The organism is Xylanimonas ulmi (assembly GCF_004216535.1).
Taxonomy (GTDB): Bacteria; Actinomycetota; Actinomycetes; order Actinomycetales; family Cellulomonadaceae; genus Xylanimonas; species Xylanimonas ulmi.
This window is the reverse complement of the sequence record NZ_SGWX01000001.1, coordinates 1,161,010-1,181,280: the sequence shown is the minus strand read 5'-3', so window position 1 is coordinate 1,181,280 and position 20,271 is coordinate 1,161,010. Positions and strand designations below refer to the sequence as shown.

At 73.4% G+C, this 20,271-nt stretch carries 23 protein-coding genes; 14 read left to right on the top strand and 9 right to left on the bottom strand.

Annotated features, from left to right (window positions below):
- The first annotated feature begins 3 nt into the window (after positions 1-3).
- A complete protein-coding gene (locus tag EV386_RS05395) occupies positions 4-600 on the top strand; it encodes a signal peptidase I (protein WP_165399855.1) in 597 nt (198 codons plus the stop codon).
- A 39-nt stretch (positions 601-639) separates the two neighbouring features.
- Positions 640-1,155: a hypothetical protein gene (locus EV386_RS05390; protein ID WP_130413017.1), complete on the top strand. Its 516-nt coding sequence runs from the start codon at positions 640-642 to the stop codon at positions 1,153-1,155.
- 32 nt (positions 1,156-1,187) lie between these two features.
- On the opposite strand, the gene EV386_RS05385 is transcribed toward EV386_RS05390, so the two are convergent.
- Genes EV386_RS05385 through EV386_RS05360 form a run of 6 tightly spaced genes read right to left on the bottom strand, consistent with a single transcriptional unit; the run spans position 1,188 to position 6,866 of the window.
- Positions 1,188-2,888 carry a putative PEP-binding protein gene (locus tag EV386_RS05385; protein WP_130413015.1) on the bottom strand — a complete coding sequence of 567 codons (1,701 nt, stop codon included), beginning with the start codon at positions 2,886-2,888 and terminating at the stop codon, positions 1,188-1,190.
- A complete protein-coding gene (locus tag EV386_RS05380; protein ID WP_130413013.1) occupies positions 2,885-3,166 on the bottom strand; it encodes an HPr family phosphocarrier protein in 282 nt (93 codons plus the stop codon). Before EV386_RS05380 ends, EV386_RS05385 begins: the two co-directional genes overlap by 4 nt.
- A 21-nt stretch (positions 3,167-3,187) precedes the next feature.
- Entirely contained in the window at positions 3,188-4,693 is a 1,506-nt protein-coding gene (locus EV386_RS05375) for a PTS fructose transporter subunit IIC (RefSeq protein WP_130413011.1), read from the bottom strand.
- Complete coding sequence (locus EV386_RS05370; RefSeq protein WP_130413009.1) at positions 4,690-5,142, bottom strand: PTS sugar transporter subunit IIA; 453 nt, start codon at positions 5,140-5,142, stop codon at positions 4,690-4,692. Before EV386_RS05370 ends, EV386_RS05375 begins: the two co-directional genes overlap by 4 nt.
- 3 nt (positions 5,143-5,145) lie before the next feature.
- Positions 5,146-6,102, bottom strand: coding sequence for a 1-phosphofructokinase (gene pfkB / locus EV386_RS05365; protein WP_130413007.1), 957 nt, complete (start codon positions 6,100-6,102; stop codon positions 5,146-5,148).
- Complete coding sequence (locus tag EV386_RS05360) at positions 6,099-6,866, bottom strand: DeoR/GlpR family DNA-binding transcription regulator (protein ID WP_461184287.1); 768 nt, start codon at positions 6,864-6,866, stop codon at positions 6,099-6,101. The genes pfkB and EV386_RS05360 overlap by 4 nt, the downstream gene beginning before the upstream one ends.
- Before the next feature lie 250 nt (positions 6,867-7,116).
- On the opposite strand from EV386_RS05360, the gene EV386_RS05355 reads away from it, so the two are divergent.
- Genes EV386_RS05355 through EV386_RS05330 form a run of 6 tightly spaced genes read left to right on the top strand, consistent with a single transcriptional unit; the run spans position 7,117 to position 12,135 of the window.
- On the top strand, positions 7,117-7,824 hold the full coding sequence (locus EV386_RS05355; protein ID WP_130413005.1) for an HAD family hydrolase: 708 nt from the start codon (positions 7,117-7,119) through the stop codon (positions 7,822-7,824).
- Between the two features lie 5 nt (positions 7,825-7,829).
- Positions 7,830-8,837 (top strand): phosphate/phosphite/phosphonate ABC transporter substrate-binding protein, encoded by a 1,008-nt coding sequence (locus EV386_RS05350; RefSeq protein ID WP_130413003.1) that lies wholly within the window; start codon positions 7,830-7,832, stop codon positions 8,835-8,837.
- Positions 8,834-9,661 (top strand): phosphonate ABC transporter ATP-binding protein, encoded by an 828-nt coding sequence (gene phnC, locus EV386_RS05345; RefSeq protein ID WP_130413001.1) that lies wholly within the window; start codon positions 8,834-8,836, stop codon positions 9,659-9,661. The genes EV386_RS05350 and phnC overlap by 4 nt, the downstream gene beginning before the upstream one ends.
- Positions 9,658-10,455: a phosphonate ABC transporter, permease protein PhnE gene (gene phnE / locus EV386_RS05340; RefSeq protein WP_130412999.1), complete on the top strand. Its 798-nt coding sequence runs from the start codon at positions 9,658-9,660 to the stop codon at positions 10,453-10,455. Before phnC ends, phnE (EV386_RS05340) begins: the two co-directional genes overlap by 4 nt.
- The gene (gene phnE / locus EV386_RS05335) at positions 10,452-11,294 is read left to right on the top strand and encodes a phosphonate ABC transporter, permease protein PhnE (RefSeq protein ID WP_130412997.1); all 843 of its coding nucleotides are present in this window, start codon (positions 10,452-10,454) and stop codon (positions 11,292-11,294) included. The genes phnE (EV386_RS05340) and phnE (EV386_RS05335) overlap by 4 nt, the downstream gene beginning before the upstream one ends.
- Positions 11,272-12,135, top strand: coding sequence for a MurR/RpiR family transcriptional regulator (locus tag EV386_RS05330; protein WP_130412995.1), 864 nt, complete (start codon positions 11,272-11,274; stop codon positions 12,133-12,135). The genes phnE (EV386_RS05335) and EV386_RS05330 overlap by 23 nt, the downstream gene beginning before the upstream one ends.
- 53 nt (positions 12,136-12,188) lie before the next feature.
- On the opposite strand, the gene EV386_RS05325 is transcribed toward EV386_RS05330, so the two are convergent.
- Both EV386_RS05325 and EV386_RS05320 read right to left on the bottom strand, forming a co-directional pair.
- Complete coding sequence (locus EV386_RS05325) at positions 12,189-12,935, bottom strand: SDR family NAD(P)-dependent oxidoreductase (protein ID WP_130412993.1); 747 nt, start codon at positions 12,933-12,935, stop codon at positions 12,189-12,191.
- 315 nt (positions 12,936-13,250) lie between these two features.
- Complete coding sequence (locus tag EV386_RS05320) at positions 13,251-13,748, bottom strand: YbaK/EbsC family protein (protein WP_130412991.1); 498 nt, start codon at positions 13,746-13,748, stop codon at positions 13,251-13,253.
- A gap of 158 nt (positions 13,749-13,906) precedes the next feature.
- Here EV386_RS05320 and EV386_RS05315 point away from each other — a divergent pair, with 158 nt between their 5' ends.
- Positions 13,907-14,314, top strand: coding sequence for a hypothetical protein (locus tag EV386_RS05315; RefSeq protein WP_130412989.1), 408 nt, complete (start codon positions 13,907-13,909; stop codon positions 14,312-14,314).
- Between the two features lie 10 nt (positions 14,315-14,324).
- On the opposite strand, the gene EV386_RS05310 is transcribed toward EV386_RS05315, so the two are convergent.
- The gene (locus EV386_RS05310) at positions 14,325-14,750 is read right to left on the bottom strand and encodes a RidA family protein (RefSeq protein WP_130412987.1); all 426 of its coding nucleotides are present in this window, start codon (positions 14,748-14,750) and stop codon (positions 14,325-14,327) included.
- A 57-nt stretch (positions 14,751-14,807) separates the two neighbouring features.
- Here EV386_RS05310 and EV386_RS05305 point away from each other — a divergent pair, with 57 nt between their 5' ends.
- The 5 genes from EV386_RS05305 to EV386_RS05285 are packed head-to-tail and all read left to right on the top strand — an operon-like array spanning position 14,808 to position 20,266.
- Complete coding sequence (locus EV386_RS05305) at positions 14,808-15,608, top strand: fumarylacetoacetate hydrolase family protein (protein WP_130412985.1); 801 nt, start codon at positions 14,808-14,810, stop codon at positions 15,606-15,608.
- A gap of 20 nt (positions 15,609-15,628) precedes the next feature.
- Complete coding sequence (locus EV386_RS05300; RefSeq protein ID WP_130412983.1) at positions 15,629-16,576, top strand: acyl-CoA thioesterase; 948 nt, start codon at positions 15,629-15,631, stop codon at positions 16,574-16,576.
- Complete coding sequence (locus EV386_RS05295) at positions 16,573-18,945, top strand: bifunctional salicylyl-CoA 5-hydroxylase/oxidoreductase (RefSeq protein ID WP_130412981.1); 2,373 nt, start codon at positions 16,573-16,575, stop codon at positions 18,943-18,945. The genes EV386_RS05300 and EV386_RS05295 overlap by 4 nt, the downstream gene beginning before the upstream one ends.
- On the top strand, positions 18,942-19,415 hold the full coding sequence (locus tag EV386_RS05290) for an acyl-CoA thioesterase (protein WP_130412979.1): 474 nt from the start codon (positions 18,942-18,944) through the stop codon (positions 19,413-19,415). The genes EV386_RS05295 and EV386_RS05290 overlap by 4 nt, the downstream gene beginning before the upstream one ends.
- Positions 19,412-20,266: a PaaX family transcriptional regulator gene (locus EV386_RS05285; protein WP_207216476.1), complete on the top strand. Its 855-nt coding sequence runs from the start codon at positions 19,412-19,414 to the stop codon at positions 20,264-20,266. The genes EV386_RS05290 and EV386_RS05285 overlap by 4 nt, the downstream gene beginning before the upstream one ends.
- Positions 20,267-20,271 lie beyond the last annotated feature (5 nt).

The window sequence follows — 20,271 nt, the reverse complement described above, 5'->3', positions numbered from 1 at the left end:
GTCGTGCGCCGCCGCCCCAGGTGGGTCACCGCGGGCCGGCGCGCTCGCGCGGCCCTCGGATGGGGCGCGCTGGTCGCGCTGACCACCCTGGCCCTGTTGGTCTTCGTGATCCCTCAGGCGCACGCCGGGTCCGGGCTGACCATCCTGTCGGGATCGATGCGCCCGGCCATCGACCCCGGCGACGTCGTCGCGATCCGCGGGATCAAGCCGCACCAGGTGTGCGACGGCACGGTCAAGGTGGGCGACATCGTCACCTTCATGCCCGACCCCGAGGACGCCACGCTGGTCACCCACCGACTGGTCGCTATCCGCCACGACGACCTCGACCCCGACGGCTACGAGGACACCACCTACGAGGGCTGCTCGTTCGTCACCCGCGGCGACGCGAACACCGCCGAAGACAGGGCTTTGCCCGCACGCGCCATGAAGGGCGTGGTCATGTACACCGTCCCGAAGGTCGGGTACGCGATCAACGCGGTGCGCCGTGTGGCCCACCTGCGGTGGGCCGCCCTCGCCGCGTCCGGCGTGCTGGCGGCGTTGGCCGTGTACTACGCGGTCGGGCGCAAGCGGGCGGACCCGGAGCCGGAGTACTACATCTGATCGCCCAGGATCGTCGGAGCGGCTCGAGGAGGTGGGACGGTGCGCGGCAGGGCTGTCGCGGGGCTGTGCGTGAGCGCGATCGCCGTCGGCGCGATCGCCTTCGGCACGGGAGTCAGTGGCGCGCTGTGGACCCAGGAGGTCGCCGTCTTTGGCCCGACGGCGGTGCTGACGTGGACCGGCCCCACCCCCACCGCGGAGCCTCCGGTGAGCACGGGCACCGCCGTGTGCGAGAACTTCGACCCCGACGAGGGTGACTACCACATCACGATCTACTGGCCGCTCCTGGCGAGCATCCAGCCGCTCGAGTCCACCTACACCGAGTACCTGCTCGTCGACGGCGTGCGCTACCCGCTGTCGAGCGACAACACCTCCGGGTATCACCCCAGGTACAACATCTCCAACGTCACGATCGCCGCCACTGGATGGCGGGCGACCGAGCCGCTGACGCCGGCATACGTCGTGGTCTCCGACGCGAACGGCGTCGACCTGGACTCGGCGCGCATCACCATCGGGCAGCGCTTCAACGACCCGGTGATCGTCGCCTGCGCGCCGTGAGGGTCGAGCCCGCGGCGGGGCGCCGTCGCGCCCTACAGCGTGAGCGCCTCGACGACGTCGGGGCTCATCGCCGCGAGCGCCGCGGCTCGCGCCTGCGGCGCCCCGTCCGCGCTGCGCGCCGCGTCGGCGACGTCGCGGACCTCCTGCTCGGTGTGCCGCGAGAGCGCGTAACGCACCGCGGGAACCGCGGTCGGTCCCATCGACAGCGAGGTGACGCCGAGCCCGGCGAGCACCACCGCCATGACCGGGTCAGACGCCGACTCACCGCACACCCCCACGGGCTTGCCGCACCGCTCCCCCGCTGCGGCGGTCGCGGCGACGAGGTCGAGCACGGGCGGCCAGAACGGGTCGACCAGGTCGGCGAGCTCATCGCGCAGACGGTCGGCCGCCATCGTGTACTGGGCCAGGTCGTCAACGCCGATCGAGACGAAGTCGACCTCGGCCAGGATCGCGTCGGCGCGCAATGCGGCCGCGGGGACCTCGACCATGACGCCCACGGTGGGCAGCCCGTGGGAGCGGGCGCGACGCGCGAAGTCGCGCGCCTCGGCGGGCGTGGCGATCATCGGCGCCATGACCCACGGCATGCGACCGGTCATCGCCGCGGCGTCGGCGATGGCGCCCAACTGCGTGTCGAGCAGGCTCGGGCGGGTGCGCACGAGCCGGTAGGCCCGCACCCCGAGGGCGGGGTTCTCCTCCGCGGGCATGGCCGCGAACGCCAGCGGCTTGTCGGCCCCGGCGTCGAGGGTGCGGATGACGACCTTGCGCTCCCCGAACGAGGTGAGCACCGCGGCATAGGCCGCCGCCTGCTCGGCGTGTGAGGGGGGCGTCGCCCGTCCGAGGAACAGCGCCTCGGTGCGCAGCAGCCCGACGCCCTCGACCGACTGGCCGGCGGCGTGGGCTGCGGCGCCGGGCGTGCCCACGTTGGCCAGCAGCGCGAGCGGGTTGCCGTCGGCGAGCGCGCCGGGCGAGGAGTCCTGCGCGAGGGCGCGGGCCACCTCGCCGCGGCGGCGGAACGCCTCGGCGACCTGCGGTCCCGGCTCGGGGATGACGGTGCCGGCGGCGGCGTCGACCGCCACGACCGCGCCCGCCGGCAGACCGCTGGCGCCCTCGGCCCGCATGACGCAGGGGATGCCGTGCTGGCCGGCGATGATCGCGGTGTGCGACGTGGGCCCGCCGCGGTCGGTGGCGATGGCCAGCACGAGCGACATGTCGAGGGCCGCGGTGTCGACCGGCGACAGATCCTCGGCGACGACGACGCTGGGACGTGTGAGCGCCGGCACGCCGGGCTCGGGCTGACCGAGCAGGCGGGCCGCGACACGGTCGCGCACCGAGCGCAGGTCGGTGACGCGCTCGGCGAGGTAGCCGCCCGCGGCGGCGAACGTCTGGGCGAACTCGTCGACGACCTGGGTCAGCGCCGTGACCGGGCCGGTCCCGGCCGCGATCTTGGCGGCCGTCTGGCCGCGCAGGCCCGGATCCGACGCCATCGCCGCGCTGGCCCCCAGGATCGCGGCGCCGGCGCCGGTCAGGTGGGCGGCCCGGGAGCTCAGGGCTGCCGCGACCTCGTCGAACGCCTGTGTCGCGCGCGCGGCCGCGGCCGCGCTGTCCGCGGGGGCTGGCTCGTCGGCCGGGACGGCCGGAGCCGGGGCGACCGCCACGACGGGGCCGATCGCGGCCCCGCGCCCCACCCCCACGCCCACCAGAGGCGCGAGGGTGGGGGTGGCGAGTGCCGTCACGGGGTGGCCTGCGGCGCGTCGAGGTCGGTCTCCAGCAGCGCGACCAGCTCGTCGAGCACGCGCTCGGCGTCCGGGCCGTCGGCGTCGAGACGCACGTGCGCGCCCTGCGCCACGCCGAGCGCCATGACCATGAGGATGCTCGACGCGTCGATGGGCGCGCCGTCGCCGACCGTGAGGGTCACCGGGACACCGCTGGCGGCGACCGCCTGGGTGAACAGCGCCGCGGGGCGCGCGTGCAGACCGGAGCTCGATGCGATGACGGCGTGGCGGGTGGGCATGGTGGTTCTCCTTCGTGCGGGTCAGGCGTGGGCGGCCGCGGGCTCGGCCGCCTCGACGGGGGCGCGGCGCAGGGACTTCAGGACGATGACGACGCCGGCGCACACCGCCGCGCCGATGACGACCGCGGCGACGAACGCGAACGGGTTGCCGATCAGCGGCGCGACCCAGACTCCGCCGTGCGGGGCGCGCAGCGTCGATCCGAACGCCATGACCAGGCCGCCCGTGACGGCCGAGCCGACGATCGAGGAGGCGAGCACGCGCCACGGGTCGAGTGCGGCGAACGGGATGGCGCCCTCCGAGATGAACGAGGCGCCCAGCAGCCACGCGGCCTTGCCGTTCTCGCGCTCGGCCTGCGAGAACAGCGCCTTGCGCACCACGGTGGCCAGGGCCATGCCCAGGGGGGCGACCATGCCCGCGGCCATGACGGCCGCCATGATCTTGAGCTGGGCGGCGTCGGCGGCCAAGCCGGGCGTCGCCAGGCCGGTGGTCGCGAACACGTAGGCGACCTTGTTGACGGGTCCGCCGAGGTCGAAGCCCATCATGGCGCCGAGGATGACGCCCAGCAGGATCGCGCTCTGGCCCGACAGGCCGCCGAGCCAGCTCGTCAGGGCGTCCATGAGCGCGGCGATCGGTCGGCCGAGCACCACGAGCATGAGTCCACCGGTCACGAGCGTCGACAGCAGCGGGATCACGACGACGGGCATCACACCGCGCACGCCCTTGGGCACGGGCCAGCGGCTGATCCACAGGGCGAGGAAGCCGCCGAGGAAGCCCGCGGCGAGGCCGCCGAGGAATCCGGCGCCGACCGTGACGGCGATGGCGCCGCCGACGAAGCCGGGCACGATGCCGGGCCGGTCGGCGATCGCGTAGGCGATGAACCCGGCGAGCACGGGGACCAGGAACCCGAACGCCGCGCCGCCGACGACGAACAGCAGCGCCGCCCAGTGCTGGGCCGAGACGACGGAGAACTCGTGGATGAGCGTGTCGGCGCTGACCTGGGTGACCTCGACGGCGCCGTGCTCGCCCCAGGCCGCCTGCGCGAGGATGAACGACAACGCGATGAGGATGCCACCCGCCGCGACGAACGGGATCATGTACGAGATGCCTGTCATGAGCCACTGGCGCACGCGGGTCGCCGTCGAGGCGCCGGCCTCGACCTTGGTGGCCGGGGCCGCGGTGGGCACGGACTCGTCGGCGGACGGGGGCGCGGGCGCGGGCCCCGCCTCGACGGCGGCGACGGCCTGGGCGAGGACGGCGGCGGCGTCGTGCACCGCGGCCTTGACCCCGACGTCGACCGTCGGCTTGCCGGCGAACCGGCCCCGGTTCTGCACCTCGAGGTCGGCGGCGAAGATGACGCCGTCGGCGGCCGCGATGACCTCAGGGTCGAGCGGGACCGAGCCCGCGGCGCCCTGTGTCTCGACGACGACCTCGTGCCCGGCGGCCTTCCCGGTCTGCTCCAGCGCCTCGGCGGCCATGTAGGTGTGCGCGATGCCCGTGGGGCATGACGTCACGGCGACGAACCTCATGCCGTCACGACCTCCTCGGAGATGATGCGGGCGACCCCCGCCGCGTCGGGCGCCGTGCGGATCGCGTCCCGGAAGCTCTCGTGCACCAGCCGCCGCGCCAGCGCGGCGAGGATGCGCAGGTGGGCCAGGTCACCCTCGGCGGGCGCCGCGATGAGGAACACGAGGGTCGCCGCGCCGTCGGGCCCGCCGAAGTCGACGCCCGCGGGCACGCGTCCGACGGCGAGCGACGGGACGCTCACGTGGGCCGACTTGGCGTGCGGCAGTCCGACGCGGCCGGGCATGCCCGTGGAGGTCTGCGCCTCCCGCGCCAGGACGTCGGCGACGAAGCCGTCGAGGTCGCTCACGCGCCCGGCGTCGGCCAGCAGCGACGCGAGCTCACGGATGACGGCCTCGCGGTCGCCGCCCGCGGCGTCGAGCGCGACAAGATCAGGGGTGGTCAGGGCAGGCATGTCCTACAACTCCTCAACAGCGGTGGTGGGGTCGGGCTCCGCGACGACCTGAACGTCGTCCGGATGGATCTGGGCGGGTGCGGGCACGCCGCTGCCGGGCAGCAGCACCGCGGCGCGGCCCCACGCGACGGCCGTGCGCAGCGCCTGGCGGGGACCGAGGTGCGCTGCGGACAGGTATCCGGCGAGCGTCGAGTCGCCCGCGCCGACGGTCGACAGCGGGACCAGCGGCGGGCCGCCGGCCCACCAGGTCCGCTCGGGGGTGACGAGCAGCGCGCCGTGGGAGCCGAGCGAGACCAACGCCTGTGCGACGCCGGCGCGCATGACGTCGCGGGCGGCGGCGACGACGTCGCCGACCGTGCGCAGCTCTCGCCCGGCCAGCTCGGCGAGCTCCTCGTCGTTGGGCTTGACGAGGCTCGCGACGCCCGCCGCGACGGCCGCGGCGAGTGGCGCGCCCGAGGTGTCGAGGGCGAGCCGCGCCCCCGCCCGCGCGCACACCTGGCCGAGCCGCACGTAGAAGTCGTCGCCCGCGCCCGCCGGCAGGCTCCCGGCGCCGACGACGACGCGATCGTCCGGCTGCGCGCCGAGCGCCGCGGCGACGGCGTCGAGCAGCGCCGTGGCCTCCGCCTCGGTCAGCGCCGTGCCGGGCGCGTTGAGCTTGGTGGTGCGCCCCGCGGCGTCGACGACCGTCACGTTGGAGCGCGTCTCGCCGCCGACCCTCACGGGCGCCACGGTGATGCCCGAGGTCGCGAGCAGGTCCACGAGCTGCGCGCCGTCGGCCCCGCCCACGGGCAGCACCGCGGTGGCGGGCACGGCGTTCGCGCCCAGGGCCCGCGCGACGTTGACGCCTTTGCCGCCCGGGTCCTTCCGGGTCGCGGTGGCGCGCACGACCTCGCCGACAGCGAGGTCGTCGACCTCGAAGGTGCGGTCGAGGCTCGGGTTGGGGGTGAGGGTGAGGATCATGCGAGCACCACCCGCACACCGGCGGACTCCAGCTCCTCGCTCAGCGCGGGGTCCAGGTCCCGGTCGCTGACGAGCGTGTCGACGTCGCCGATCGGCGCCACAAGGCCCAGGTCCGTGCGGCCGACCTTGGAGTGGTCGGCGAGCACCACGACGCGCTTGCCCGCACGGATGAGCGCGCGCTTGACGACGGCCTCGGACAGGTCGGGGGTCGTCAGCCCGTCCTCGACCGTCAGTCCGTTGGCGCCGAGGAACGCGACGTCGGCTCGCACGTCGGCCAGGGACCGCTCCGCCCAGGCGCCGACGGCCGCGAGCGTGCGCCCCCGGATCGTGCCCCCGACCAGGTGCAGCGTGATGTGGGGGCGCCCGGACAGCAGGATGGCGATCGGCAGCGAGTGCGTGACCACGCTCAGCTCGCGGTCGGGGGGCAGCAGCTCGGCCAGGCGGTAGGTGGTCGTGCCGGCGTCCAGGATGATCGAGCCGCCGTCGGGCAGCTCGGCCAACGCAGCCTCGGCGATGGCCTGCTTCTGCGGGGCGAACAGGCCCTGGCGCGTGTCCAGTCCGGGTTCGAACCCGAACCGCTCGATCGCGATGGCCCCGCCGTGCACGCGACGCAGCAGGCCGCGCCGCTCCAACTGGGTCAGGTCCCGGCGCACCGTCTCGGGGGTCACGTCGAGCTCGGCCGCGAGGGCCGCGACTTCGACGCGCCCGTGCTCGCGAGCCCGGTCGGCGATCGCCCTTAACCGCTCCTGTGCGTACACGTCCACTCCGCGCTTCTCCGCCGAGGCGGTGATCTCTTTTGCTTGGTTCTGTTCTACGCCCGGTTATGCCTGGTGTCATCTCCATGTCGCATCGATGGCGCGTTCAATCGGTTTCAAGCAGAACCAATCGGGGCGAAATGGGTTTCTCTCGGCGACAGTCGTGACCGCGACGACATCAGAAGTTCACGCGCCTGTGGCCTATCCGTCCACATGCCTCCACTACCTTGGCCGCATCGTCCACACGAGAGGCGGGCAGATGCTGCCGACCGTCGTCCTCGACTTCGACGGGACCCTCGCCCTCGGGCCCGGCCCGGCGCTCGCCTACGCGCGGCGCGTGGCCGCCGCCGTCGCCGACCCGCGCCTGCTCGTCCAGGCGCGGACGGCCGTCGAGCGCGCCGCGGTCGGCGACGAGGCCTTCTGGGACGGGTACGACGCCGTCCGGCAGGTCGCGCTCGCCCACGCCGTGCCCGAGTCGGTGCTCACCGACGCCTACCTCGCCAGCCGCGACGACCTCGGCACTGACGCGGCGCCCGTCTCCGGCCCGCCCGGGCTCGCCGACTTCCTGGCCGCCCTGCGCTCCCACGCCCGCCTCGTGCTCGCGACCAATGCCCCGCCCACCGGCGTCGAGCGCGTGCTCGACGCCATCGGCGCGGCCCCTCACCTGGCCGAGCGCCACTTCGCGGTCGGCAAGCCCGCCGGATTGGCCGCCGTCGTCGCCCACCACCTGACCGCCGGCCCCGTGCTCAGCGTGGGCGACGTGTGGGCCTACGACCTGGAGCCCGCCCGAGCGCTCGGCGCCGACACCGCGCTGGTCGGCCCGACGGCGGCGCACGCCGCCGTCCCCGCGACACTGCGCGGGCCGAGCCTCGCCGCCCTGTACGGCGACCTCCACTCTTGGGCCGCGACCGCGGCCGAAGGACCGTCGGCGCCCGCCGACGTCGACCCCCTTGACCGAAAGGCATGACGGACATGCGCAAGACCCTGTTCGCGCCGGGTGCGCTCGCCATCGCAGCCCTGGCCCTGACCCTGGCGGGCTGCAGCCCCTCCGCCACCGCCGACGCAGACTCCGACGCCGAGCCGCCCGCGGAGCTGACCCTCGCCCTCATCCCCAACGAGCAGGTGGGCGACCTGGTCACCTCGGCCAAGCCGCTCACCGACTACCTCTCGGACCAGCTCGGCATCCCCGTGCGCGGCGTCGTCACCAAGGACTACGCCGCCGCGGTCGAGGCCATCTGCTCGGGCCAGGCCCAGATCGCCATCGCCGACGCCGGCTCGCTCGCCGCCGCCCAGGACCAGTGCGGCGCGTTCCCCGTGCTCCAGGACGTGCGCTTCGGCGCGTCCTCCTACGCCGCGCAGTTCTTCACGAGCGTCGACAACGCCGACAAGTACTGCACCGACACCCCGGTCGAGGCGACCTACGCCGCCAACGGCGCCTCGTACCTGTACTGCAACGGCGTGGCGAACGGCGAGACCAACACGGGTGTCGGCCCGGTCGGGCTCGACGCCCTCGCCAAGATCACCCCCGGCACGAAAGTCGCGTTCGGCAACACGACGTCGCCTGCCGGCTATCAGCTTCCGGTCCTCGACCTGGAGGCGGCCGGCGTCGACGTCGACACGCTCCAGCAGGTGCCCGTGACCGGCAACGACAACCTCGTCATGGCGGTCTACAACGGCGACGCCGAGGTGGGCTTCGCGTACTGGGACGCGCGCTCGGCCATCGACACGGCCGAGGTCCCTGACCTCGGGCAGAAGGTCGTCGTCTTCGGCCTGTCGGAGATGTACCCCAACGGCGGCGTCGTGCTCGGCCCTGACGTGCCCGCCGACCTGCGTGACCAGATCACCACGCTCATGGGCGGATACGACAAGGTCGACCCGGACACGCTCCAGAGCATCTTCGACCAGACCGGCTGGACTCCCGCCGACCCCGACCAGATCGACCTCGCCCGCAAGGTCACGGCCCGGTTCGCGGGCAAGTGACGGCCACCCCAGCCCCGGGCCCGGAGGCGGCGCCGGCCGCCTCCGGGCCCTGGCCCGTACGACTCGACCACGTCACCGTCCGCTACCCCACGGGCACGACGGCGCTGCGCGACGTGTCCTTGGCCGTCGAGGCGGGCGAGATGATCGCCGTCGTCGGGCTGTCGGGCTCGGGCAAGTCGACCCTGGTGCGCACCGTCAACGGGCTCGTCGCCCCGACCGAGGGCGCCGTCCGGGTCGGCCCCTACGACGTCGGCGCGCTGCGGGGGCGGGGGCTGCGGCGGCTGCGCGGCGAGGTCGGCATGATCTTCCAGTCCTTCAACCTCGCCGACCGCGCGAGCGTCTACCAGAACGTGCTCGTCGGCCGGGTCGCCCACACCCCGACGTGGCGGACCCTGCTGGGCGCGCCCACACGCGCCGACCGCGACACGGTGCTGGCCGCGCTCGACTCGGTCGGCATGCTGGAGCGGGTCTGGGGCCGGGCTGGCGCCCTGTCGGGCGGGCAGAAGCAGCGCGTCGCCATCGCGCGGGCGCTGAGCCAACGCCCGCGCGTCATGCTCGCCGACGAGCCCGTGGCGAGCCTCGACCCGCCCACCGCCCACGCGGTCATGGCGGACCTGCGGCGCATCAACACCGAGCGCGGGCTGACGGTGCTGGTCAACCTGCACCTGATGGACCTGGCCCGGCAGTACACGACGCGCATGATCGGGCTGCGCGGCGGCGAGCTGGTCTATGACGGCCCCTCGGCGAGCGCCGACGACACCGTGTTCGAGGAGATCTACGGCCGCCCCATCCAGGCGCGCGACCGGTTGGGGCGGATCCGATGACGGCGCGTCTCGCCGTCCCACCGCGCCCACGCACCTGGCCGCGCACGCTCGCGGCGCTGGGCGTCGTCGGCGCGGTCACCGTGGTCGCCTTGACCCCCGCGCTGGGCGGCATCGACGTGGACCTGGGCGCGATCGCGCGCAACTGGCACTTCGGGGCCAGCCGCGTGGCCGCCCTGCTGCGCCCCGACCTGTCGATCCTGCCGCGCACCGTCCGCCCGCTGCTCGAGACGCTCGAGGTCGCCGTCCTCGGCGCGGCGGTGGCCGCCGCCCTCGCCCTGCCGATCGCGATGTGGGCCGCGCGCCCGACCCACCCTGGCCGGGCGCGGCACGTGGTGCGCGCGGCCCTCAACGTCGTGCGCGCCGTGCCCGACCTGGTGTACGCGACCCTCCTGGTGGCCATGGTCGGCGTCGGCGCCCTGCCCGGGGTGATCACCCTCGTGCTGTTCGACCTGGGCGTCGTCGTCAAGCTCGTCTCGGAGGCGATCGAGGCGGCCGACGCCGCCTACCTGGAGGCCGGGCACGCCGCGGGCGGCACGCAGGCGCAGGTCAACCGTCTGCTCGCCGTGCCACAGACCTGGCCCGCCTACGCGAGCCAGGTCCTGTACTCCCTTGAGCTCAACGTCCGTGTCTCGTCGGTGCTCGGGCTCGTGGGCGCGGGTGGGATCGGCCGGCTCATCGACGAGCTGCGCGGCTTCTACCGCTACGACGCCCTCGCGACGGTCATCCTTGAGATCCTGGTCGTCGTCGTGCTCATCGAGGCGGCCTCCAGCGCGCTGCGCGCGAGGCTGCGGTGACCGCCGTCCTTGCGCCCACCGGCGCCGACGTCGCCGCCCCGCCGCGCCCGCGCCGACGCGGCGTGCGGGCCGCGCAGGCCGCCACCGCGGCTGTGGTGCTCGGCGCGGCGCTGCACCTGCGCCTGGACTGGTCGGCTTTGCCGGGGCTGCCGAGCGCGGTGGCGCACTACCTGTGGCTGATGTTCGCCGACCCCGACTGGTCGCGTCTGCCCTACGCGCTGGCGCAGACCTGGGTGTCGGTCCAGATGGCGTGGGCCGGGGCGCTGGCCGGCGTCGTCGTGGCGACGGCGCTCGGCCTCGCCGCGGCCCGCGGGGTCGGACCGGGGTGGCTGCGCCTGCCGCTGCGCGCGCTGTTCGCCGTGCTGCGCGCGGTGCCCGAGGTGGTCATCGCGATCGTCATCCTCACGGTCACCGGCCTGACGCCGTTCACCGGCGCGCTCGCCCTCGCGATCGGCGGGGTCGGCACGCATGCCAAATGGACCTTCGAGACGATCGAGGCCCTGCCCGACGGCGTCGCCGAGGCCGTGCGCGCCGCCGGGGGGACGCGCTCCGCGATCGTGCGCTGGGGCCTGTGGCCCGCCGCCGCGCCCGAGCTCGCGTCGCTCGCGCTGTACCGGTTCGAGATCAACGTGCGCACCTCGGCGATCCTCGGGGTCATCGGTGTGGGCGGCGTCGGCGACCTGCTGACGGGGTACACCCAGTACCGTCAGTGGGACGCCGTGGGCGTGCTGGTCGTCGTGGTCGTCGTGGTGACCATGGCGATCGACGCCGTCTCCGGCGCCATCCGCCGACGGATCACGAAGGGGGCCCGCGCACGTGTCGTGGAACGGACCGGATGACGCCCCGCCGTCGGCGCGCATCGCCGCGCTGGCGCCCGCGCTGCAGCCCAGCGAGCGGCGCGTGGCCGACGCGATCGCAGCGGACCTGGCCGGGGCCGTCGAGCGCACCGCGCAGCAGCTCGCCGACCACGCGGGCGTCGGGCGCGCGTCGGTCGTGCGCACCGCGCGCACGCTCGGGTACGACGGCTACCCGCAGTTGCGCGTCGCCGTCGCCCGCGAGCTCGCTTTCGCTCCGCCGGCCGAGGCCTCGACCGGCGATGGCACGGCTGTCGGCGCGCTGCGCGCGGCGGTCGAGGAGTTCGCGCGTGGGCTGTCGCGCGTGACGTCGGTGCTGACCGAGCAGCAGGTGACCGCCGCGGTCGCCGCGCTTGACGAGGCCGAACGTGTCGTCGTCGTCGCGGCGGGGCTGTCGATGCCGCTGGGGTACGACGCCGCAATGCGGCTCGGCGCGGCAGGCCGGCCGTGCGAGTTCGTGCCCGACCCGCTCGCGCAGCAGATCGCGGCCCGCCAGCTCACGGCGTCGTCGGTCTGCCTGGTGTTGTCGGGCTCCGGGTCGAGCCGGCCCACGCTCGCGGCCGCGGCGGACGCGCGGGACGCGGGCGCCCAGGTGCTCGCCGTGACGTCGTTCGCCGACGCGCCGCTGGTGCGCCTGGCGGACACGGCCCTGGTCGTTCCTCCGGTGGGAGGCACCTTCCGCGACGAGCTGCTGCACACCTCGCGCGCGGCCCTGGCGCTCGTCGTCGAGCAGCTCGTGGAGCTCGTGGCCCAGCGGCGCTCCGGACGCTCGGCGCGGGCGCGCGACGCCGTCCTGCGGGTGCTCGGTGAGAGCCTCGGCGACTGACCCGCCACAGCCGACGTTGCGCGGCGGTCGGGGCCGACCGCCGCGCCCTGCCGTCACACGGCCGTGTACCCGCCGTCGATCAGGTGGTAGCTGCCCGTGATGAACGACGCCTCGTCGCTCAACAGGAAGGACACGAGGTCGGCCACCTCCTCGGGCTCGCCGAGCCGCCCCATCGCGTGCTTCGCGGCGACGTCCGCCGTGATCTCCTGCGGCAGCGCGGTCAGCAGCGGCGTCGCGATATACCCCGGCCCGACGGCGTTGACCCGCACGCCCGAGCGCCCGTAGTCGGACCCGACGGCCTTGGTGAGCCCCACCAGGCCGTGCTTGGCGGCCGTGTAGGCGGGGTTCTGCGGCACGGCGATCGTCCCGGCGATTGACGCCATGTTCACGATGGCGCCGCCGCCCGAGGCGATGATCGCCGGCAGCTCGTAGTGCAGGCAGTACGCGGTCCCGGACAGGTCGATCCCGATGACCCGGTCCCAGTCGGCGATCGGCAGGTCGGCGATCGGCAGGTTCGGGCCCGGGATGCCCGCGTTGTTGACCGCCAGGTGCAGGCCGCCGAACGCGGTCACCACGGCCTCGACGACGTCGCGGTCGTCGTCCGGGTCGGCCACGTCCTGTCGCAACGCGATGCCCGCTCCCCCGGCCTGCTCGACCATGGCGAGCGTGGCCTGGGCCGCCTCGAGGTCCAGGTCGGTCGCCGCGACGGTCGCGCCGTCCGCGGCCAGTCGGATCGCCACAGCGCGGCCGATGCCTGATCCCGCCCCGGTGACCAGCGCGGTCTTGCCTTCGAACCTCATCCTGCTACCTCCAGACGGCAGAGCACCCGCGCGCGCCGCACCCAGGTGCGAGAACAGGACGCGCCGCGCGGGCGCACGCCGGACCGGGCAGTCCCTCCTGCCCGCCCGCCGCTCACGCCGCGGTCCCGACGCCGACGTTACGGCGGACGCGACCCGCCCCGCCCAAGACCCACGAGCGTGGCAGGCAACGATCGGTCGCCGGGCGAGATCCGCGCCGACGGGTGACCGCGCCAGGAGGGCTCGCCGCCGCCGCGCTCACTCGTCGCTGATCGCGTCGGGCACCCACCTCGCGCCCGCCGTCGGACAGCCTGCTGGTCAGGGCGCCGGGTGCTCCGCCTGCCCCGGATACTGGGCGACAGACACCCAGCCGTGGTGGCCCGTGACGCGCTCGAGCTCGTCGGGCGTGACCTCGATCGCCGAGTTGGCGCTGCCGCACGCGGGAAAGACCGTCTCGTACCGGCGCAGTGACTCGTCGAGGTACACGGCGGCCGACGGCGGGTTGCCGAACGGGCAGACGCCGCCCGGCGCGTGGCCGGTCAACGCCTCGACCTCGTCGCCGCCGAGCATGCGCGCCTTGACGCCGAACGCCGTGCGGAAGGCCGCGTTCTGTGTCCGGGCGTCGCCTGCCAGCACCACGAGGATCGCCGTGCCCGGCTCGGCGCCGCGGAAGCTGAGAGTCTTGGCGATGCGCGCCGGCTCGACGCCGAACGCCGCCGCGGCGAGCTCGACCGTCGCCGACGACTGCGGCGTCACCCGGATCCGGTCGGCCATGTCGAAGCGAGCGAGATGGGCGGCGGCCACGTCGAGCGACATGCCGACGATGATAGGGGCGCTCCGATCGCGCCAGCAGCCCGCGCAGTTTGCGCCCACGGCTCGCGCCGTGTTGAGGTGAGGCACACCTCAGCACGAACGAGCGTCCGAGCCCGGGGCGAACCACCGCCCCGCAGCGCCCGCGCTCGACGAAGGAACGCATGCCCCCCACCGGCGACCGCCACGTCCTGCTCGCAGGCGACCTCCACGACATCCCGCGGATCGTGATGGTCCTGGAGCACTCGTCGCCGTGGGTGTACGGCCAGATCTACCTCGAAGTCGACGACCGCGACCTCCCCGTCGCCCGCGCGCTCCTGCTGGACGAGCTGCCGGATGGCGTCTGCCTGACGCTCCTGCTCCGCCCCCGCGGCGCCGCGAGCGCCCCGGGCGAGCTGCTGGCCCGGGCGCTGACCGGCTGGGTCGCGGAGTGGGCGAGCGGCCAGGCGCCGCGCGACGCGGGCGCCATCGCCATGTGGGTCGGATTCGCCGCCAGCCCCGCGGTCGACTCGGCGTGTCAGGCGCTCGGGGCGCGGCTCGCCCGCACGCCCGTGCAGTTGTGCCGGGACTGACAGCCCGGCGTCATGAGCGGATCAGCCGCTCGTCGGGGATGACGGCGACCCCCATGATCTCGATGAGGGCCTCGGCCTGCCACAGGCCCGTGGCGCCGATGCCCGCCATCGCCGGGTAGACCGGCCCCGCCAGCTCACGCCACACCGCGCCGATCTCGCGTCCGTGCGCCTGGTAGTCGGGGATGTCCGTCAGGAAGATCGTGATCGACACGAGGTCGCCGGGAACACCCCCGCAGGCCCGCAGCGTGGTCAGGACGTTGCCGAACGCCTGGCGGAACTGCGCGACGATCCCGCCGGGGACGATCCGCATCTCGGCGTCGAGCGCGGTCTGGCCGCCGAGGTAGAGCGTGTTCCCGCTCAGTGTGCCGTGGGAGTACCCACGGGGCGCGGGCAGCGTGTCCGGGTTCACCGCCAGTGGCGTCAACTCTGAGCTCATGCGCCGCAGGCTAACCATCTATTGACAGATGTGCAACGTTCGTGCGAGAACTGCAATATGCGAGCTGCGACAGTCATCACACCCCACGGCACGACCGCCGCGGTCCAGGACGGCACGACCTGGCGGGCGCTGCCCGCCGCTGACCTCTCAGCCCTCCTGGCCGCCGACGTCGCCTGGCAGCCCGGCGCGCGGCTCGCCGACGCCACGCCGACACTGCCGCTGCCACGTCCGGGCAAGGTCATCTGCTGCGGCCTCAACTACGGCGACCACATCGCCGAGACCGGACGCGACACCCCCTCCCACCCGACGCTCTTCGCCAAATATGCGGACACGCTGACGGGCGACGGCCAAGACATCCGGCTCCCGGCCGGCGTCGAGGTCGACTGGGAGGCCGAGTTGGCCGTGGTCGTCGGGCGCGAACTGCGCAATGCCGACCAGGCGCAGGCGCGCGGAGCAATCGCGGGCTACACGGTCGCCAACGACATCTCCGTGCGCGACTGGCAGCGCCGCACTCCGCAGTGGTTCCAGGGGAAGGCCTGGGACGCGACCACCCCCCTCGGTCCGGTCGTCGTCACCCCCGACGAGCTCGACCCGGAGGCCGGTGTCGAGGTGATCTGCCGCGTCAACGGCATCGAGCGACAGCGAGGCGACACCAAAGCGCTCGTGTTCCCCTGCGCGACGCTCCTGGCCTATGTGTCCACCTTCACCACGCTCAGGCCAGGCGACGTGCTCCTGACCGGGACTCCCGGCGGAGTCGGCATCGGGATGACGCCTCCCGCGCTGCTCGCCGACGGCGACGTCGTCGAGACCGAGGTCACCGGCATCGGCGTCCTGACCAACACCATCCGGCTCGCATGACGCTCCGAAGGAAGACGCCGATGCCCCCCTTCCCCGCCGCGACCGTCTCCGCCCGCACACCGACGTCGACGCTCGTGACGAACGCCCTCACGCTCACGCCGGCCGACGCGGAGGTGTTCGACGTCGCGTTCACCGCCACGACGGGCCGGTGCCCATGGCCCAAGGCTTACGGCGGGGACATGGTCGCGCAGGCGCTGGTCGCCGCGACGCGCACGGTCACCGACGGCAAGTCGATCCACTCGACGCACGCCTACTTCCTGCGGCCTGTCGACATCGGCGCCCAGGTCCGCTACGAGGTCGAACTGCTGCGCGACGGGCGTGGCTACAGCGCACGCCACGTGCGCGGCTTCCAGCACGGCAAGCCCGTGTTCGTGTGCCTGGCGAGCTTCGCCACCGCAGCTCCCGGCGGCGGCTTCCAGCCGGCGATGCCTCCCGCCCCGGGACCCGACTCGGTCTCGACGTCACAGGCGCACCTCGCGTCACGAGACGCGGGCGCGGTCCGCGACGACGCACTGACCTACTGGGCCCTCGGGCGAGGCTTCGACATCCGCCACGCTCCCGACCCCGTCTACCTCACGGCGGACGGCCGGCGCACGCCCCACCAGGCGGTGTGGATCCGACCCTTCGACGCGCTGCGTCCGGTCGACGGACTCAGCCAGACACAGCGTGACGCGGCCGCCCTCGCTTACGTGTGCGACTACACGATCCTCGAGCCCGTCCTGCGAGTGCTCGGACTGGCGTGGGCCGATGAGGGGCTCGTCACCGCGAGCCTCGACCACGCCATGTGGTTCCACCGGCCCGCGACGCTGGGCGGCTGGCTTCTCTACACCCAGGAGGCGCTCTCGGTGGCCGACGGCCGCGGAAGCGCCACCGGCCGTTTCTTCACCGCCGACGGCGTCCATGTGGCGACCGTCGTCCAGGAAGGCATGATCCGGGCCACTGCGCCCGCGAAGGGAGACCAGGAATGAAGACCGCGATCGTCGGTGGCGGCCCCGGAGGCCTGTACCTCGCCACCCTCCTCAAGACCCTCGACCCCGCCCACGAAGTCACCGTCTGGGAGCGGAACGCCGACGACGACACATTCGGGTTCGGGGTCGTCTTCTCGGACGAGACCCTCGGCGGGATCGATGGCGCCGATCCCGTGATCCACGAGCGGATGGAGGCCACGTTCGCCCGGTGGAGCGACATCGACGTCACCTTCAACGGTCACCAGTTCACCGTGGGCGGCCAAGGCTTCGCCGCCATGTCGCGCCGGGTGCTGCTGCGCATCCTGCAGGAGCGGGCCCACGAGCTGGGCGTCACCGTCCATTACCGCACCCCGGGACCCGATCTGGACCTGCTGCAGTCGACGCATGACCTCGTGGTCGCGGCCGATGGGCTGCACTCGGCGATCCGCACCAAGCACTCGGACCACTTCGGGCCTTCCTTGGACCGCCGCGCCAACAAGTACATCTGGCTCGGCACCGATCTCGTGTTCGAGGCGTTCCAGTTCTTCGTCAAGCAGACACCGTGGGGTGTCATGCAGGTCCACGGCTACCCCTACTCGGCCGAGGGCTCGACCTTCATCGTCGAGATGCGCGAGGAGGTCTGGCGCCGGGCGGGCCTTGACAAGACAGAGGGCGACGACCTCCCGCCTGGGGCCAGCGACGAGTACGCCGTCGAGCGGATCGCGCAGATCTTCGCGGACGAGCTCCAAGGACACGCGATCCTCACCAACAACTCCAAGTGGATCAACTTCCACACGGTGCGCAACGAGCGTTGGCACCACGACAATGTCGTGCTGTTGGGCGACAGCGCGCACACCGCGCACTTCTCGATCGGCTCGGGCACCAAATTGGCGATGGAGGACGCGCTCGCTCTGGCGGCGTGCCTGCACGAGCACCCAACCCTCGCTGAGGCGCTCGAGGCCTACGAGACCGAGCGCAAGCCCGTCGTCGAGTCGACCCAGCGCGCGGCGCAGGCCTCGCTCGAGTGGTTCGAGAGCATTGGCATGTACGCCGACCAGGACCCCGCGCAGTTCGTGTTCAACCTGCTGACACGATCGCGCCGTATCACCTTCGAGAACCTCAAGGAGCGCGACGCCGCTTTCGCCGCGCGGATCCAGTCGGCGTTCGCGCACCGCCACGGTGGGCACGAGGACGCTCCTGCGATGTTCCAGCCGGCGCGGATCGGCCAGCTTGAGCTGAAGAACCGCGTTGTGCTCTCGCCGATGGACATGTACTGCGCCACCGACGGGGTCATCGGCGAGTTCCACCTCGTCCACCTCGGCTCACGGGCCCTCGGCGGCGCGGGACTGGTCATGACCGAGATGACGTGCGTGTCCCCCGAAGGACGGATCACCCCCGGCTGTCCCGGTCTGTGGTCCGACGCCCAGGCCGCCGCGTGGCGACGGACCACCGACTTCGTCCACACGCGTTCGACGGCGAAGATCGGCGTCCAGCTCGGCCACTCCGGGCGCAAGGGCTCCACCAAGCTGATGTGGGAGGGCATCGACGAGCCGCTCGACGACGGCAACTGGGAGGTCGTCGCACCCTCCGCCGTGCCATACGGCCCGGGCTGCCATGTGCCGCGCGAGGCCACCCGCGCCGACCTCGACAAGGTCGTCGCCGACTTCGTCGCCGCGGCCGCCCGGGCCGTCGAGGCTGGCTTCGACCTCGTCGAGGTGCACGCGGCCCATGGATACCTCCTCAGCTCGTTCCTCTCCCCGGTCTCCAACCACCGCCTCGACGAGTACGGCGGCAGCCTTCACAACCGGTTGCGCTTCCCGCTCGAGGTCTTCACCGCGGTGCGCGCCGTCGTGCCCGATCACATCCCCGTCACGGTGCGCATCTCGGCCACTGACTGGGCGCCCGAGGGCAACACGGCGGACGACGCCGTCGAGATCGCCCGCGCGTTCATCACGGCGGGGGCCGCGGCGATCGACGTCTCCTCAGGCCAAGTCACCAAGGCCGAGCGGCCGGCGTTCGGCCGCTCGTATCAGACACCGTTCGCGGACCGGATCCGCCAGGAGGTCGCCGCCCCGGCGGGCGTCGCGGTCATCGCCGTCGGCGCGATCTCCTCGCACGACGACGTCAACTCGATCCTCCTCGCCGGTCGCGCGGACCTGTGCGCTCTGGGTCGCACGCACCTGTACGACCCGAGTTGGACGCTTCACGCCGCGGCCGAACAGTCCTACTCGGGGCCCGCCGCCGCGTGGCCGGTCCCGTGGGCGGCAGGGCGACGCAAGCCGCCGACGTCGCGCACCGACAAGGTCCCCCCGCGTCTGCGGCTGCTGTTGGCCGCAGACGAACCGTCGCCCCACCTGCGCTGGCGCGCTGGTGCTACGGTGCCCGCGTGAGTCAACGCCCCATTGCCGTCGGTGTCGCCCGCGCCCGCGTGGAGTGGATCGACACCGACGCGGCGGGCATCTACCACAACAGCACGGTCATCCGGTTCGTCGAGGCCGCCGAATCCCGCCTCATGGTCGAGCGGGGCCTGTCCGACTACTTCCCGACGAGTCCACGGGTGCGCTTCGAGGCGGACTTCGAGGCCCCGCTCTCCTTCACTCAGGACGTCACCACGCAGGTCGCGCTCACGCGCATCGGCACGTCCTCGATGCACTGGGAGTTCGAGGTGTGGGGCGAGTCGTTCCAGGGCCGTCCCCGGCGACGCGCGGCTCGGGGACGGTACGTGACAGTTCACATCGGCGTGGGCCGCCGACCCGGCCACGACCCGGCCAGCGTGCCGTGGCCAGAAGCGTGGCGACGCGCCCTGACCGATCTGGCGGGAGAGCCGCGCACGCCGAGCGCCACGGAGCAGGTCACGTGACGACGGTGGAGACGCTCGATCCGAGCGCGAGCGCCCTGGCGGTGCGACAGTCTCGCAGCACCGTCGTGACCTACCTCGGCGCCGTCGTGCGTCCGCTGGGCGCCTGGACGCCCGTCGCGGCCGCGGTTGAGCTGCTCGCGCTGTGCGGCCTGGACGATCCCGGCGTCCGCACCGCCATCCACAGGCTCAAGCGCAAGGGGTGGCTGACGCCACAGACCCGTGGCGGCGTGCGGGGCTACTCACTGACCAAGCTCGCCGAGGCGACACTCGCGGCGGGAGACAGCGTCATCTGGGACGCACCGACCGCTCCCGCTCTTGAGGACGGGTGGTGCGTCGTCAACTTCAGCGTGCCGGAGTCGCGGCGCGCACAGCGCCACCAACTGCGCTCCCACCTTGCGGCGCAGGGCTTCGGGAACATCGGCACGGCCATGTGGATCGCTCCCGCGCGGCGTCGCGCGGCAGCAGCCCGAGCCATCTCGGACCTTGGCCTTGACGAGTTCGCGACCATCTTCACCGGTGACTATCACGGCCCCCAGGACCTGCGAGATCTCGTCTACGCGAGTTGGGACCTGGCATCGATCGCGCAGGGCTACCGCGGCTTCCTGGACCACTACGAGGCGCTCGCCGATCTCGTCGAGAGCGAGACGCCGCACGGCGCACCTGCGTTCACGAGCTACTTGGAGGCGATCGACGCGTGGCGGCGTCTGCCGTTCGCGGACCCGGGCCTGCCCACGGAGGTTCTGGCGCCGGACTGGCCCGGTCCCGGCGCCGCGCGGGTGTTCCAACGACTCGTCACAGCGCTGGAGCCTCCGGCGCTCTCACACGCGGGCCTCTTCTGGCCGCAGGCTTGATCGAC

Bases quoted from the DNA above. Each gene is read 5' to 3' on its own strand.
- EV386_RS05380 (WP_130413013.1), bottom strand. From the start codon at position 3,166: ATGCCCACCCGCCACGCCGTCATCGCATCGAGCTCCGGTCTGCACGCG.
- EV386_RS05375 (WP_130413011.1), bottom strand. From the start codon at position 4,693: ATGAGGTTCGTCGCCGTGACGTCATGCCCCACGGGCATCGCGCACACC.
- EV386_RS05370 (WP_130413009.1), bottom strand. From the start codon at position 5,142: ATGCCTGCCCTGACCACCCCTGATCTTGTCGCGCTCGACGCCGCGGGC.
- pfkB (WP_130413007.1), bottom strand. From the start codon at position 6,102: ATGATCCTCACCCTCACCCCCAACCCGAGCCTCGACCGCACCTTCGAG.
- EV386_RS05355 (WP_130413005.1), top strand. From the start codon at position 7,117: ATGCTGCCGACCGTCGTCCTCGACTTCGACGGGACCCTCGCCCTCGGG.
- EV386_RS05350 (WP_130413003.1), top strand. From the start codon at position 7,830: ATGCGCAAGACCCTGTTCGCGCCGGGTGCGCTCGCCATCGCAGCCCTG.
- phnE (WP_130412999.1), top strand. From the start codon at position 9,658: ATGACGGCGCGTCTCGCCGTCCCACCGCGCCCACGCACCTGGCCGCGC.
- EV386_RS05325 (WP_130412993.1), bottom strand. From the start codon at position 12,935: ATGAGGTTCGAAGGCAAGACCGCGCTGGTCACCGGGGCGGGATCAGGC.
- EV386_RS05320 (WP_130412991.1), bottom strand. From the start codon at position 13,748: ATGTCGCTCGACGTGGCCGCCGCCCATCTCGCTCGCTTCGACATGGCC.
- EV386_RS05315 (WP_130412989.1), top strand. From the start codon at position 13,907: ATGCCCCCCACCGGCGACCGCCACGTCCTGCTCGCAGGCGACCTCCAC.
- EV386_RS05310 (WP_130412987.1), bottom strand. From the start codon at position 14,750: ATGAGCTCAGAGTTGACGCCACTGGCGGTGAACCCGGACACGCTGCCC.
- EV386_RS05305 (WP_130412985.1), top strand. From the start codon at position 14,808: ATGCGAGCTGCGACAGTCATCACACCCCACGGCACGACCGCCGCGGTC.
- EV386_RS05300 (WP_130412983.1), top strand. From the start codon at position 15,629: ATGCCCCCCTTCCCCGCCGCGACCGTCTCCGCCCGCACACCGACGTCG.
- EV386_RS05295 (WP_130412981.1), top strand. From the start codon at position 16,573: ATGAAGACCGCGATCGTCGGTGGCGGCCCCGGAGGCCTGTACCTCGCC.